This is a genomic window from Serratia sp. Sp408 (assembly GCF_057180665.1).
The window spans coordinates 307,341-322,488 of the sequence record NZ_JBXUFT010000005.1; the positions used below are offsets into that span (position 1 = coordinate 307,341).

14 protein-coding genes are annotated in these 15,148 nt (G+C 58.5%); 7 read left to right on the forward strand and 7 right to left on the reverse strand.

Annotation, left to right across the window (positions count from 1 at the left end):
* Window positions 1-63: 63 nt before the first annotated feature.
* From AC2AXP_RS16820 to AC2AXP_RS16835, 4 genes are read right to left on the reverse strand one after another with little or no spacing between them, the layout of a single operon-like run.
* Window positions 64-1,254: a thiolase family protein gene (locus tag AC2AXP_RS16820; protein ID WP_430299292.1), complete on the reverse strand. Its 1,191-nt coding sequence runs from the start codon at window positions 1,252-1,254 to the stop codon at window positions 64-66.
* A gap of 10 nt (window positions 1,255-1,264) precedes the next feature.
* Window positions 1,265-2,002: a 3-oxoacyl-ACP reductase FabG gene (gene fabG / locus AC2AXP_RS16825; protein ID WP_430299293.1), complete on the reverse strand. Its 738-nt coding sequence runs from the start codon at window positions 2,000-2,002 to the stop codon at window positions 1,265-1,267.
* Window positions 1,999-3,606: an acyl CoA:acetate/3-ketoacid CoA transferase gene (locus AC2AXP_RS16830; RefSeq protein WP_484381819.1), complete on the reverse strand. Its 1,608-nt coding sequence runs from the start codon at window positions 3,604-3,606 to the stop codon at window positions 1,999-2,001. The genes fabG and AC2AXP_RS16830 overlap by 4 nt, the downstream gene beginning before the upstream one ends.
* 18 nt (window positions 3,607-3,624) lie before the next feature.
* Window positions 3,625-5,166 carry a class I adenylate-forming enzyme family protein gene (locus AC2AXP_RS16835; RefSeq protein WP_484381820.1) on the reverse strand — a complete coding sequence of 514 codons (1,542 nt, stop codon included), beginning with the start codon at window positions 5,164-5,166 and terminating at the stop codon, window positions 3,625-3,627.
* A 270-nt stretch (window positions 5,167-5,436) separates the two neighbouring features.
* Here AC2AXP_RS16835 and AC2AXP_RS16840 point away from each other — a divergent pair, with 270 nt between their 5' ends.
* From AC2AXP_RS16840 to AC2AXP_RS16870, 7 genes are all read left to right on the forward strand, one after another.
* On the forward strand, window positions 5,437-6,198 hold the full coding sequence (locus AC2AXP_RS16840) for a metallophosphoesterase (protein ID WP_198773235.1): 762 nt from the start codon (window positions 5,437-5,439) through the stop codon (window positions 6,196-6,198).
* A gap of 258 nt (window positions 6,199-6,456) precedes the next feature.
* A complete protein-coding gene (locus AC2AXP_RS16845; RefSeq protein WP_371901971.1) occupies window positions 6,457-7,836 on the forward strand; it encodes a glutamine synthetase family protein in 1,380 nt (459 codons plus the stop codon).
* Window positions 7,837-7,855: 19 nt separating this feature from the next.
* Window positions 7,856-8,566, forward strand: a complete 711-nt coding sequence (locus tag AC2AXP_RS16850; protein ID WP_004955713.1) for a trehalose-6-phosphate synthase — start codon at window positions 7,856-7,858, stop codon at window positions 8,564-8,566.
* A 327-nt stretch (window positions 8,567-8,893) separates the two neighbouring features.
* Window positions 8,894-11,068, forward strand: coding sequence for a carbon starvation CstA family protein (locus tag AC2AXP_RS16855; protein ID WP_004955714.1), 2,175 nt, complete (start codon window positions 8,894-8,896; stop codon window positions 11,066-11,068).
* An 83-nt stretch (window positions 11,069-11,151) separates the two neighbouring features.
* Window positions 11,152-11,355, forward strand: coding sequence for a YbdD/YjiX family protein (locus tag AC2AXP_RS16860; RefSeq protein ID WP_004955716.1), 204 nt, complete (start codon window positions 11,152-11,154; stop codon window positions 11,353-11,355).
* An 11-nt stretch (window positions 11,356-11,366) separates the two neighbouring features.
* Window positions 11,367-12,329 (forward strand): GTPase, encoded by a 963-nt coding sequence (gene yjiA / locus AC2AXP_RS16865; protein ID WP_004955719.1) that lies wholly within the window; start codon window positions 11,367-11,369, stop codon window positions 12,327-12,329.
* Between the two features lie 40 nt (window positions 12,330-12,369).
* Entirely contained in the window at window positions 12,370-13,968 is a 1,599-nt protein-coding gene (locus tag AC2AXP_RS16870) for an ABC transporter substrate-binding protein (RefSeq protein ID WP_004955723.1), read from the forward strand.
* A gap of 293 nt (window positions 13,969-14,261) precedes the next feature.
* Here the strand turns inward: AC2AXP_RS16870 and AC2AXP_RS16875 are convergent, their stop codons facing one another.
* The 3 genes from AC2AXP_RS16875 to AC2AXP_RS16885 all read right to left on the reverse strand — a co-directional run.
* On the reverse strand, window positions 14,262-14,645 hold the full coding sequence (locus AC2AXP_RS16875; RefSeq protein ID WP_088499862.1) for an Imm10 family immunity protein: 384 nt from the start codon (window positions 14,643-14,645) through the stop codon (window positions 14,262-14,264).
* A 20-nt stretch (window positions 14,646-14,665) separates the two neighbouring features.
* The gene (locus tag AC2AXP_RS16880; RefSeq protein ID WP_484381821.1) at window positions 14,666-14,842 is read right to left on the reverse strand and encodes a hypothetical protein; all 177 of its coding nucleotides are present in this window, start codon (window positions 14,840-14,842) and stop codon (window positions 14,666-14,668) included.
* A 38-nt stretch (window positions 14,843-14,880) separates the two neighbouring features.
* A partial coding sequence (locus AC2AXP_RS16885; protein ID WP_484381822.1) for an IS3 family transposase occupies window positions 14,881-15,148 on the reverse strand: 268 nt, incomplete at its 5' end.

The window sequence follows — 15,148 nt, forward strand, 5'->3', positions numbered from 1 at the left end:
GCCCAATAAACTTGCCTGCGACCCGGCTCGACGCCAGGCGCCGGGCCGTTTATTCCATATCAATCAACCCGTTTCGCGCTCAAATAGCATGGCGATCCCCTGCCCACCGCCGATACACAGCGTGGCCAAGCCGTTGCGCGCACCACTGCGCTCCATTTCGTGCATCAGCTTCACCGGTAGAATGGCGCCGCTGGCACCGACCGGATGACCGAGCGCAATGGCACCGCCGTTGACGTTGACTCGCGTCTCGTCCAGCTCCAGTTCACCTATTACCGCCAGCGCCTGGGCGGCAAACGCCTCGTTAAGTTCGATCAGCTCGACGTCACGCACATCCATCCCCAGGCGCGCCATCAGGCTGCGCGTCGCCGGAACCGGTCCGATCCCCATGATCGCCGCATCACAACCGGCAACCGCCCAACCGCGAATGCACATCCGTGGTTGCATCCCCAACCGTTCCGCCTGGCGACGGGTGGTCAATACCAGCGCTGCAGCGCCGTCATTGATGCCGGAGGCATTACCGGCGGTGATCACCCCACCGTCGCGAAATACCGGACGCAGCGCGGCCAGCTTTTCCCGTGGCGTATCGCGCGGATGCTCGTCGGTGTCGAACTGCCGACTGCCCTGTTTGCCCTCCGCCACCGTCAAGGGCAGGATCTGCGACTGGAAACGGCCGCTACCGATCGCCTGCAGCGCTTTTTGCTGGCTATGCCAGGCGAAATCGTCCATCGCCTCACGTGAGATGCCAAACTGCTGCGCGACGTTTTCCGCCGTGATACCGTTGTGATATGGCCCTTCCGGCCAGGTCAAAATGGAAATCAGGCCGTCTTCCAGTTCGCCGTTACCCATGCGGTAGCCTTCACGCGCCCGGCGCAGGTAGTAAGGCAATTGGGTCATGTTTTCAGTACCGCAGGCCACTGCCACCTCGGCCTGGCCACTTTGCAGCAGCATCACCGCGTCGGCCAGGGCTTGCAGGCCGGAGCCGCATTGGCGGTTGACCGAATAGGCGGTGGTTTGCTCCGGCAACCCGGCACGCAGTTGGCAGATGCGGCCGATAAAACCGCTTTCGGCCACCTGACCCACATTGCCCACCACCACTTCATCCACGTAGTGCGGTGCAATGCCGGCACGCGCCACCGCTTCCCGAATCACCGCTGCCGCCAGATCGTGCTGATGGCTATGCCGCAGACTGCCGCCAAAGCTGCCGATGGCGGTGCGTACGCCGTCAATAACGACGATGTCATTTCCCTGTTTCATGTTTTGCTCCTTACAGCACCATGCCGCCGCCAACGTTAATCACTTCGCCATTGATATAGCGCGCCGCATCCGACGCGAGAAATGCCACACACTCGCCGACGTCGGAGGCCTGCCCGGCATAGCCGGCCGGTATTTTATCAACCATCATTTGCCACACTTTTTCCGGTACCCCGCGCGTCATGTCACTGTCGATAAATCCGGGGCAAATAGCGTTAACGGTAATGCCCTTGCGCGCCAGTTCGCGGCAGGCGGTTTTGGTCAGCCCCACGACCCCGGCCTTGGAGGCGGCATAGTTGGCCTGCCCCACATTGCCCAACCAGCTGGCAGAGGCGATATTGATAATGCGCCCCGCGCCACGCTCGCGCATATGGCGCGCCGCCTGTTGCAGACAAAGGAAAGTGCCTTTCAGATTGACGGCTATCACCGCGTCCCAGTTTGCTTCGCTGATGTTGTGCAGCATGGCGTCACGGTTGATGCCGGCGTTGTTGACCAGAATGTCCAGCCGGCCATGGCGGCTCAGCACCGTCTCGAACAATGCCGCGACCTGCTGCGCATCGGCGATATTGCACGCGACGAACTGCGCCTGATGTCCCGCCGCGCGCAGCCCTTCAACACAGCCCTCTCCGACCTGGGCGTCGACATCGGACACCACCACCTGTGCGCCTTCGCGTGCCAATACCTCGGCGATCCCCTTGCCGATGCCACGGGCGGCGCCGGTAACAATGGCCACTTGCTGTTGCAGTCTCATGCTGTTTCTCCTGAAGGATTAAAAGGTTGCGTCGTCGCCTGGCTGCGCCACAATCCCAGCGGCGGCGCCTGGAACAGAGCCGGATCCATCACGCCGAGCTGTGGATCGATCAGCGGCGTAAAGTCCATCTGCGACAGAATGTCGCGCGACAAATCGACGCCGGGAGCAATTTCCACCAGTACCGGGCCTTCCGGCCGCAGCTCAAACACCGCGCGTTCGGTGACGAAATGCATGCGTTGCCCTGCGCTTCTCGCCAACTCGCCGTTGTAGGAAACCTGCCCGACGGCGGATACCAACTTGCGCACCGCCCCTTCCTGCAAGATGTGCAATTGGCCGCCTTCACAGGCGATGTCCAATCCGCTGGCGGTAAAACTGGAACAGAACACCACATGGCGGGCATTCTGCGTGATGTCGATAAAGCCACCAGCGCCAGGGCAGGTATTACCGAGCCGCGTGGCGTTGACGTTGCCGGCGGCATCCATCTCGCCGGCGCCCATAAAGGTGATATCCACCCCGACGCCGTTGTAGTACAGCATCTGGTCCTGGTGGCTGATCATTGCGCTCAGGTTGCGACCGACACCGAAGTCGATACCGCCCGCCTGCCAGCCGCCGTAGATACCCGACTCCACCGTGATGGTCAGCCGATCGTCGAGCCCCTCCTCGTGCGCAATGGCGCCGATAACATCGTTGGGGATGCCGGTACCCAGGTTGATCACGCAGCCAGGCGTCAGATAGCGGCAGGCAATCCGGCCGATCAGCTTGCGCAACGTCAAGGGCAGCGGGGGAACGGCGGTGTTCGGCAGGCGCAAATCGCCACACAACGCCGGATCAAACGCCCAACTCGCCGTCTGACGATGATCGTGCTGCGCCGATTCGCACAGCACTAACGCATCAATCAGATTGCCCGGTACAGTAACCCGCTTGGGATGTAGCGAGTGACGCGCCACCCGGTGCTTGACCTGGGCGATCACCGTTGCCCCGCGGCTTTTGGCTGCCAGCACCGCCGGTAAAACCTCAAGCGCCATCGGCTCTTCGTCGGTGGTCAGATTGCCGTCCTCATCGGCGTGCGTGCCGCGAATAATCAGCACGTCAAACGGGATCGCCGGGTAATAGAGATACTCTTCGCCACGGAACATCATGTGTTCCACCAGCGGCGGCAGTTGCCGCGTGCGTCGGTTCATGCGTCCGCCCTCCAGACGAGGATCGACAAAGGTACCCAGCCCGACTTTAGACAGCCGGCCCGGCAGGCCAGCAGCCATCGCCGCATACAGATGCACCATCTGCCCCTGCGGCAGACAGAACGCCTCGACCTCGTCGTTGTTGATCATCGCCATCCAGCGCGGCGCCAACCCCCAGTGCGAGCCGATCAGCCGCCGTACCATTCCCGGGTGGGCAAAATGCTGGTTGCCGCGCTGGCGATCGCTTTGCCCCGCCGCATGTACCAGCGTCAGATCCCGTGGCGTGCCGGTGTCAAGAAAGCGCGCTTCCAGCGCCGCGAGCACCGACTCGGCAGCGCCGGTCAGCGTCATCCCGACGGTACAGACGGTGTCACCGCTGTTTACCCGCTCTGCTGCCTGTGCTGCACTAATGAATTTCTCCGTCATGGCTGCTGCCTCCTGCGTTCAGAAAAGTGAAAGGTATTGGCTGAGCTGCTGTTTTAGCTGGCGTTTATTGATTTTCCCGTTATGGGTACGCGGCAGGGTTCGAGTGAACAGAATGCGCGCTGGCAACTTGAAGCGCGCCAGTTGCGGTCGCAGCCAGTCAAGCAGTTCTTCGCTGGTCAGGCAGCTCTGGGGCTCGGGCACGACAAATGCCAACGGCTCCTCGCCGTACAAGGGGCTGGGCATCGGCACCACCGCCACCTCGCTGATGCCGGGGTAGGTGGAAAGCAGGTTCTCCAGCTCGATCGAATAGATCTTCTCGCCGCCGCGATTGATCATGTCCTTGCTGCGATCCTTGATATACAGGTAGCCGTCGTCATCCAGGTAGCCGATGTCACCACTGGCGAACCAGCCATCATCGGCGCAGGCCGCTTGTGTCATCTGCCGCTGCCTATAGCCATGGCTGACAACCTCACCTTTCAGCCAGATGTGGCCGATCGCTCCGGCAGGCAGGGCACACTGCCGTTCGTCACGGATGGCGATCGCCAGCCCCGGGATTGCCGTGCCGGCACTGCCGGCCTTGTTGCTGCGGCGTACATCGTCGCGAAAAATGGTGGCGGGTGAGCTGGTTTCCGTCAGGCCATAAACCGGGTGGATTGCGGTATGGGGGAAGGCTTCGCTCAGCGTGGCGATCAGGCCGGCATTGAGATGGCCAGCGCCACAGGCGATGGCACGCAGCGCAGCGAAGGTATCCGGCGCGGCGGCAGGCAGCCGTTGCGCCTGCTCTTTCAGCGCCCGCGTCAACAGCGTGAACACCGTCGGCGAACCGTGTAAAAAGGTGATGTCATGCTCGCGAACGGCGTTGAGCACCGCGTCGGCGTTGAAGCGGTGCTGTAGCCACAGGCTGCCCCCGACATGGATAAACAACGCCAGCAGCGCCGACAGGCCGGTAATATGATAAATCGGCACGGCCAATACGCTGCTGTCGCCGGCGCTCAGGTTCAGCGTCTGCGCATAGGCCTCTACCGCCGCCAGCAAATTGCCGTGGCTTAGCAGTACGCCTTTTGGTGTGCCAGTGGTGCCGGAAGTAAACATCATCACCGCCGTATCCTGCCGACCGACCGGCGCAGGGCGGACGTCAGGCGGCGGCAGTTCGAGTTGCCGCCAGTGGGTCAGCGACACCGTAATGCCCTGTTGCCAGTTCGCCAGCCAGGGCTGGCAGGCGGCATCGTAAAACAGCGCCTGTGGTTCGGCCTGTGACAACAGCTCACGCACTTCGTCCTCACGCAGTTTGGTGCTTAGCGGCACCACTTCGATCCCCAGGCCAGCGGCAGCATAAAACAGCTGACAGAATTCCGGTGTATTACCCCAGGCCAGCAGAATGCGTTGCCCCTGTTGCAGCCCCCAATCTGCCTGCAGTTGCGCCATCGCCCGCAGCACGCCACGGTAAAAATCGTCATAGCTATAGCGCTGCCCTTCGAAGACCAACGCCAGCGCTCGTGGGGCACGCTGCGCGCTCAGGCTCAGGCTGTGGAAAAGATTTGGGCATGGCTCAACGGACATCGGCGTTCTCCGGCAGGTCAATCACGATGCATGCAGTCTAGGAGGATTGCCGGACAGGACTTTGTGGATCCATTCACAACATTCAGCGGCCAAAACATTTACATCGTTGTAACCTTGCACAAACGTATGTGTCGTCGCTCACAGAATCGTCCGGCGCGCATCCGGCCACAGATCGGCGCCTTGTTGACTACCCTTGTAATAGGGTTTTACGCCGCCGTCTGCTGCCAACGTCGAGCGGACAGCGGCCGACGGTTAACTGGAGGGCCAAACATGATGGTCACCCTTGATGTCAATCGCCACGGCCGTGATTTTGCCGTTGGCGATCTGCATGGCTGCCTGCGGCCGTTGCAGTCGTTGCTCAATCATGTGGCATTCGATCGCCAGCATGACCGCCTGATCGCGGTCGGCGATCTGATCGATCGCGGCGAGCACAGTCTGTCGTGCCTGGAGTTACTGACGCAGGACTGGTTTTATGCGGTACGCGGCAATCACGAAGCTCGGGCGCTGGAGTGGTGTGCCGCCAGGCAACGCCAGCAGCCGGCGCTGGATTTGCAACTGATGTGGCAGATTGACGGCGGCGAGTGGTTTTTCCACCTCAGCCCACAGCAGCAACGCTATTGTCAGCAGTTGATGCAACCGATGCCGTGGACAATTGCCTTGCAGACCGGGCGACGACGCTACGCAATTTTGCATGCCGAAGTGCCGCCGGAGATCGATGATATCGACACCTTCTACCGTCGTTTGCAGGCGGGCGACCACGCGGTGAAGCAGGCCTGCATCTGGGGGCGAGAACGTTATATCAACAACCTGCAACGGCCGATCGCCGGCGTCGATTATCTGATCTGCGGCCATACGCCCGGCGACCCGCAGGACGCACTGCATGGCAACAGCCTGGACATCGATTTTTGCGCGTTCGCCATCGCCAGCGGCGGGGCGCTGGGGATGCTGGAACTGGGGCGGGAACAGTTGTACATCAACAGCCGCAGCGGCATTCGGCAAACCACGCTGGCGAGCCTTGGCCTGCGCCATTAAGCAAGCCTGGCGGCGCGACACCCTCCCCCTGCCGAATATACCCGCGCCGTACGGCGGGGAGATTTACACTATTTTTATTTCCGCGCTGCCAATCATTATGGCGTTTTTACAGACGGCAGGAAAATAGCCGGATAACATTATCTCATCGCCATAATGGCATGATGAGACAAATACCCATGCGTTTATACTTTTGCGTTGCCGGTTATTATTCCCCACTGATTCCCCCTATGACTGACGCGTTAAATAACCGGGGGTTTTATGTACGCTAATATCATTGATTTTCATGCATTATTAACACCAACCCCACCAGCGCCGCAGCAAAAATTCAGTCAGGAAATAAAAGACTATCTGCAACGTTATCCCGACACTGAATTGGTGGATATTTATCTCAACGATCTAAATGGCCAATTTCGCGGCAAACGGATTGCCGTCAGCGCATTATTTTCTTTGCAAAATGGTTGTTATTTCCCACAGTCGATTTACGCCATGGATTTAAACGGTCAGGTGATTGAAGACAGCGGCTTGGGCCAGCATGCCGGGGAACCCGACCGGCTGTGTCTGCCGGTGCCCGGCACGCTGCGCCCTTGCGCCCGAGATCCGCAGCATATCGCGCAACTGCAGCTGACAATGCGCGAAACCAACGGCGATCCCTGCCGTATTGAACCGCGGGTGGTGCTGGAGCGTGTATTACACCGCCTGCATCGGTTGGGCTATTACCCGGTGATCGCCGCCGAGCTGGAGTTTTATCTGCATGCGCCGCATCAGCTACCGGGCATGGCGCAACCCAGCCTGACGCAGAATTTTTCGGTTGATGCGCCAGAGTGTCACGGCGCGTTGCTCGATGACATCGCGCATCATGCCAAATTGCAGACGATACCGCTGACCGGCGTGGTGGCCGAGGCCGCAGCCGGGCAATATGAACTCAATCTGCAACACAGCAGTAAAGTGCTGGAGGCCTGTGACCAGATCCTGGCGCTGAAACGCCTGACGCGTCAGCTGGCGGAAAAGCATCACCAGCACGCCTGCTTTATGGCCAAACCCTGCGCGAAGGCCGCCGGCAGCGGCCTGCACTTCCATATCAGCCTGCAGGATGCCCAGGGACACAATTGGTTGGCCAGCCAGCCGGATACGCTCAGTAGCTCCATGCGCCAGGTTATCGGCGGCATGCTGGCACTGATGCCGGCGTCGATGGCGATCCTCGCCCCCAATATCAACGCCTTCCGGCGTTTTCGCCCCGACATGCACGTGCCGCTGTGCGCCTCGTGGGGTTACAACAATCGTACCGTGGCGTTGCGCCTGCCCTGCGCCGACAACGCCAATCAGCGCGTGGAGTATCGCCTGGCCGGCGCCGATGCCAACCCCTACCTGGCCGTTGCCACCATCCTGGCTGGCATGCTGTATGGGCTGGAAAATCCCACGCCGTTACCGCCGGCCGCCACCGGTGACGGCCACGCTACCCCGCAGGCGGCACCGCTGCCGCTCAACCAGCCGCAGGCGCTGGAACTGTTCAGGCAAAACGCCTATTTGCAGGCGCTGTTCGGCCCGGCGTTCGGCTCACTGTGGCACACCTGTAAAAGCGCCGAATTACGCCAGTTTGAACAGCAGATTACCGACACTGAAATGGCCTGGATGTTATAGGCACACCAAGGAAACCACTATGTCTCGTCTGGTTCTGATTTCGAATAAACACTGCGATGCCAACGATATCGTCGCGGCGGCAAATGACTATTCGCTGACCGATTGGGTCGACGAGCACCAAGGGGTATGGCTGGGCTGGAATGGCGATGTGCAAACCTTCGCCGAGGCGGAATATCGGCCGATCGACGACCACCAACGCGACGGTTATCAATTCGTTACCTTTCCTTTTTCCGCCCGCGAGTTTCATTACCACTATCAAGGCTATTATCACGATGGGCTATGGCCGGTGTTTCACCAGCGGCCCGAACTCGCGCACTTTTCGGCCGAAAATTATCAGGCCTATTGTCAGATTAGCCAGCATATCGCGGCCATCGCCTGCGATTACGTCTGTCCGAGCGACCTGATTTGCGTCGATGATTACCAACTGCTGCCATGCGGCGCCGCGCTGAAACAGCAAGGTTTGCTCAACCCCTGCGGCTTCTTTTTTGCGCTGCCGTTTCCTTCCGTCCCGCTGTTGAAAACCATTCCGCAACACCGCGAATTGATGGCGTCGCTGTTTTATTACGATCTGATCGGTTTTCGCAGTCTCGCCGACGTGAATAATTTCCACCACTATCTGGCGACGGAATATGCGGTCGAACGGTTGCCCGACAACCAGCTGCAGGTCGACGGTCATATCTTTACCACTGCCATCTTTCCCGACGCGGTACACGCCAGCCGGGTGTGTTAGCACGCCTGGCGAGCCGCCAGCCATCGCTGGTTACGCCAACTGCTGTTTGAAGTCTGCGGCAGTTAACGTGTTCGCCGGGGCTTGTGCCCCGGCCAGTGCGCTAACCGCTCACCCGACGTTTTCAACCGCTCAATCTGCCGATCAAACCGCTTACTGAAATTCGCCTGCCATCGCTTGTCAGCACAGGCCATGATGAGCTGTTCCGAAACCTGCCCCTTACCACTGGGGTCACCCACGTCGAGATCCGCACACGGGCCGCTGACGGTCCAGAAAATCAATAAGCGGATTAATTAATACATTTTTTGCAGATTGGAATAAGGACACCTCATGAAACCAGAGGGAATACTCAAACATTTACCGTGGATGCTGCTGGGAGTGCTCGGCGCCTCCTGTCTCGGCGTCGTGGCGCTGCGCCGCGGCGAACACATCAGCGCACTGTGGATCATCGTCGCGTCTATCGCGGTGTATCTGGTGGCCTATCGTTATTACAGCCTGTACATCGCCAGTAAGGTGATGAAGCTGGACGCCAGCCGCGCCACGCCGGCGGTGGTCAATAACGATGGCCTGAACTACGTGCCCACCAACAAAAACGTGCTGTTCGGCCACCACTTTGCGGCAATCGCCGGCGCCGGCCCGCTGGTCGGCCCGGTACTGGCGGCGCAGGTCGGCTACCTGCCGGGCACCCTGTGGCTGCTGGGCGGCGTGGTGCTGGCCGGCGCGGTGCAGGACTTTATGGTGCTGTTTATCTCGTCACGCCGCAACGGCGCGTCACTGGGCGAGATCATCAAAAAGGAAATGGGCCCGGTGCCCGGCACCATCGCGCTGTTCGGCTGCTTTATGATCATGATCATCATCCTGGCGGTGCTGGCGCTGATCGTGGTGAAAGCGCTGGCGGAAAGCCCGTGGGGCGTGTTTACCGTCTGTTCGACGGTGCCAATCGCACTGTTTATGGGCGTGTATATGCGCTTCCTGCGCCCTGGCCGGGTGGGTGAAGTCTCGGTGATCGGCATCGTGCTGCTGGTGGCGTCGATATGGTTTGGCGGCGTGATTGCCCATGACCCTTACTGGGGACCGGCTCTGACCTTTAAAGACACCACCATCACCTATACGCTGATCGGCTATGCCTTTGTATCCGCCCTGCTGCCGGTATGGCTGATCCTGGCACCGCGCGATTATCTGGCGACCTTCCTGAAAATCGGCGTGATCGTCGGGCTGGCAATCGGCATCGTGATCCTCAACCCCGAGCTGAAAATGCCGGCGGTGACGCAGTTTGTCGACGGCACCGGGCCGGTGTGGAAAGGCTCGCTGTTCCCGTTCCTGTTCATCACCATCGCCTGTGGCGCGGTTTCCGGCTTCCACGCGCTGATCGCCTCCGGCACCACGCCGAAGCTGCTGGCCTGTGAGACCGATGCGCGCTACATCGGCTATGGCGCCATGCTGATGGAGTCCTTTGTGGCAATCATGGCGCTGGTCGCGGCGTCGATTATCGAACCTGGCCTGTACTTCGCCATGAATACCCCTCCGGCGGCGTTAGGCATCACCATGCCAAACCTGCACCAGTTGGGTGGCGATAATGCACCGATGATCATGGCACAGCTGAAAGACGTGACCGTTCACGCTGCCGCCACCGTCAGCTCCTGGGGCTTTGTCATCAGCCCGGAACAGATCCTGCAAACCGCAAAAGACATCGGCGAACCGTCGGTACTGAACCGCGCCGGCGGCGCGCCAACGCTGGCAGTCGGTATCGCGCACGTGTTCCACCAGATCATGCCGGCGGCGGATATGGGCTTCTGGTATCACTTCGGCATTCTTTTTGAAGCGCTGTTCATTCTGACCGCACTGGATGCGGGTACCCGTTCCGGCCGCTTTATGCTGCAAGACCTGCTGGGCAATTTTGTGCCGTTCCTGAAGAAAACCGATTCGCTGGTGGCCGGCATTATTGGCACCGCCGGCTGCGTCGGGCTGTGGGGCTATCTGCTGTATCAAGGGGTGGTCGATCCGCTCGGCGGCGTCAAAAGCCTGTGGCCGCTGTTCGGCATCTCCAACCAGATGCTGGCCGCCGTCGCGCTGGTACTCAGTACCGTAGTCCTGATCAAGATGAAGCGCACCCAATACATTTGGGTCACGGTGCTGCCGGCGGTGTGGCTGCTGATCTGCACCACCTATGCGCTCGGCCTGAAACTGTTCAGCGACAATCCGCAGCTGGAAGGCTTCTTCTTCCTCGCCAATGAATATAAGCAGAAGATTGCCGCTGGCGGTGCAGACCTGAGCGCACAGCAGATTGCCAACATGAACCATATCGTGGTGAACAACTACACCAATGCCGGGCTGAGCATCATGTTCCTGCTGGTGGTGTACAGCATCATCTTCTATGGCATCAAAACGGCGCTGGCGGCGCATAAAAACCCGCAGCGCAGCGACCAGGAAACGCCTTACGTAGCGGTTCCGGAGCAGTCATCCGCCAACTCTGAGGGCGAGGTCAAAGTTTCGCCGCAGCATTAAGCGCAATTTGCCTGCATAATAACCTTAACCACGGGCGCTGCATGCGGCGCCCGTTTTCACCTTTCTTTCCCAGGAGAAAAACAATGTTCGGCAATCTTGGTCAGGCAGGAAAATATCTTGGGCAAGCGGCGCGGATGCTGGTCGGCGTGCCGGATTACGATACCTATGTTCAACATATGCAGGACAATCATCCGGACAAACCGGTGATGACATACAAAGAATTCTTCCGTGAACGCCAGCAGGCCCGCTACGGCGGCGACGGCAAAGGCGGCATGCGCTGTTGTTAAAAGGATCCGCAATGAAACCCATCGCAGTCACCATTCTGACCGGCTTTTTGGGCGCCGGCAAAACCACCCTGCTCCGCCATATCCTCAATGAAAACCACGGCCATAAAATTGCCGTTATCGAAAACGAGTTCGGCGAAGTGCCGATCGACAACGCGTTGATTGGCGACCGCGCCAGCCGCATCACCACGCTCAGCAATGGCTGCATCTGCTGTAGCCGCGCCAACGAACTGGCGGATGCGCTGCTCGATCTGCTGGACGGCGTCGACAACGGCGAGCTGGCGTTCGACCGCCTGATCATCGAATGCACCGGCATGGCCGATCCGGGACCGATAACCCAGACCTTCTTCTCACATGAGATTATTTGCGAGCGCTTTCTGCTGGACGGCATTATTACGCTGGTGGACGCGGTACACGCCGATCGACAGCTCAGTGAGTTCACCATTTCGCAGGCCCAGGTGGGCTACGCCGATCGCATTCTGCTAACCAAAACCGACCTCGCAAGCGACAACGAGCCGCTGATCCAGCGCTTGCAGTCGATGAACGCCCGCGCGCCGATTTATAAGGTAACCCACGGCAATATCGATCTGAACGTGCTGTTCGACATCGAAGGCTTTGTGCTGAACGACCAACTGAGCCTCAGCGCGCCGACGCCGCTGTTCCGGCGCATTGCGCAACCGCAAAACAATATCCGCTCGATAGTGCTCCACCACCCGCAGCCGCTGGAACTGATGCAGATTTCCGACGTGATGGAAGGTTTATTGCTAAAATTCGCTGATAACCTGTTACGTTATAAAGGCATATTGTCAATCAAAGACGACCCGCGCCGGTTGCTGTTCCAGGGGGTTCAGCGGCTGTACAACGCCGACTGGGATCGTGAATGGCTGCCCGAAGAGCAGCGGCAGAGCACGCTGGTATTCATCGGCATCGATCTGCCGGAGGAGGAAATTCGGGCGGAGTTCGCGGCTCTGGGCTGACGGCGCGTCGCCAGTCATCATTCAGAGGGTTATCATCCATATGCTGTTCAAACATAAAACCATAAGTCTGTTGCTGGCCGGAACCGGCCTCCTGTCGGCAGGCAGCGCCCTGGCCGCCTCTGATACGCTGGTGTACTGCACCGTGGCATCACCGGAATCGTTCAACCCGCAGCTGTCCAGCTCCGGCCCGACGTTTATCGCCACGTCGCAGGTCTTGTACAACCGCCTGGTGACGCTGCGTGAAAGCGACAAAACGCCCGCCCCTTCGCTGGCGACCGACTGGACCATCAGCCCCGACGGCAAAACCTATACCTTCACCCTGCGCAAGGGGGTGAAGTTCAACAGCAATAAATTCTTTACCCCGACTCGCGATTTCAACGCCGAAGACGTGGTGTTCACGGTGATGCGCCAAAAAGACGCTAATCACCCATATCACCAGGTCTCCGGCGGCAATTATGCCTACTTCAACGATATGGGACTGGACAAGCTGATCACCAAAGTGGAAGCGCTGGACGACAACCACGTGCGCTTTACCCTCAGCCAGCCTAATGCCGCTTTCCTTGCCGACTGGGCGATGGACTTCGCCTCGATCCTGTCGGCTGAGTATGCCGATGCGATGATGAAGAAAGGCACGCCGGAGAACGTCGATAACTGGCCTATCGGCACCGGTCCTTACGCGCTGCAACAGTACAAGCAGGACTCGTTGATCCGCTACATCGCCAACCCGCACTATTGGCAGGGCGAAGTCGCCAGCAAACACCTGATATTTTCCATCACGCCCGATGCGCAGACCCGGCTGTCCAAGCTGAAAACCAATGAATGCCAGATTATTCCGGCACCGCTGCCGGAGCAATTCGAGGCCATCAAGCACGACAAGAACCTGCAACTGCACAATATCGACGGCCTGAACGTCGGCTATCTGGCGTTCAACACGCAGAAAAAACCGTTCGACAACGTGCTGGTGCGCCAGGCGCTGAGCTACGCGGTGGACAAAAAGGCGATTGTCGCCGCGGTGTTCAAAGAGAGCGGCACGCCAGCCAGTTCGCTGTTGCCGCCGGGTATGCTGGGCTACAACGGCAAGCTGCCGGAATACGCCTACGATCCGCAAAAGGCGCGCGAACTGCTCAAGCAGGCCGGGCTGGAAAAGGGCTTTGAAACCGATATCTGGTCAATGCCGGTCGCGCGCCCTTACAACCCGAACTCGCGCCGCATCGCCGAAATGATCCAGAGCGACTGGGCAAAGGTCGGGGTCAAGGCCAAAATCGTTACCTGGGAATGGGGTCAGTATCTGGCAGGGCTACGCAAGGGTGAGCAGCAAAGCGCGCTGTACGGCTGGATGTCTGATAACGGCGATCCGGACAACTTTGCCACTCTGCTGGGCTGTGCCGGCGTGGAAAGCGGCGCTAACGTCGCCCGTTGGTGTGATAAGGATTATGACCGCCTGATCCAGCAGGCAATTAACGTGTCGGCGCCTGCCGAACGCGACAAACTCTACCAGCAGGCACAACAGGTGTTCGCCAAACAGGTGCCCTGGCTACCGCTGGCCACCGGCAAGGTGTTTTACGCCACCCGCAACAACCTCAGTGGCTACGTGGTTGACGTCAACGGCAGCGACTTCGCCAAGGCGAAGCTGAACTAGTCTGGGAATGAGATTGGGATTGCCTGCGCCAGCAGGCAATTCATTTATAGTGGTGGGTAGCTCAAGGAGGGTGGTGATCATTCTTCTGGCAGCATCAGACGGACAGCCGTGTCGTAAGGGTAAGCAGTGCCGTGCCGGAAAATACCGATGTCGGCATCAGCAGAAGAAACAACGTCAGTAACGTGCTGATCTTTATGGAGTGCTCTCCTGCATGGATAGGATCCACACAGGGTGCTACGACATGGTCAGAAAGGCAGCAAAGAAGTCTTTATTGGATTATGAAAATTTTAATCTCATGAAAAGACAAGGGTCGTCTTACTACCGTTGAAAATTGCTTCAAGATACTTTCGCAACAGAGCAATTTTTTCAGGCGTATTACGCACCGTTTCAGAGAACACACCTTCGAGCCTCGAGCAACCGAAATGCTCGTGTGAATCAGGTGTGATAACCACATCTAAACGATCAGAATGCAAAATCACTTTCTCGATCGCTGCCGATGCTTCATAGGCGGACTGTGATGTTTGCAGGCCGATCCCCTCATCAATTGAGTCATTATCTTCATCATCCAACCGAGTAATGATTAGATAACTCTCAGGTGACTGCTCATTATCACCCAGAGCAACAGTGAGCACATCGTCCTCTTCATAACATGCCAGTACCAAGGCTTCGAATTTCATCAGGCTCATTAGCACCTTAGCTAATCCAAAATTAATGAAATTTTCTGATTGGATTCATCAATGGCACAGAACAACTCAAACACGCCCTGAGGGACCGAAAAATCTTGGATTTTCTCTCTGTTACGTAAGGCTTCTACATCAAAATCCGCCAAGTATCCCATACCGCAGATGCTCAATTTCCCCTCTGACTTGAACATCCCAAGTTTGATCCTACCCACGTAATGTGGACACGGCCCTAAGCGAGATTCTGATTTTCAAATTGTTCCGGGCTGAGACCGCCACAGGCACTGTGACGACGCCAGCGATTGTAATCACACTCGATATAATTAAATACTGCTGTCCGCATTATTTCCCGGCTGGCAAAGTCCTCTCCGTAGATACATTCCACCTTCAGTGTGTGGAAGAAGCTTTCCGCACAGGCATTGTCGTAACAACAACCTTTGGCGCTCATACTGCCCTGCAGATTATGCCGTTTCAGTAAGCTCTGGTAATCCGTTGAACAG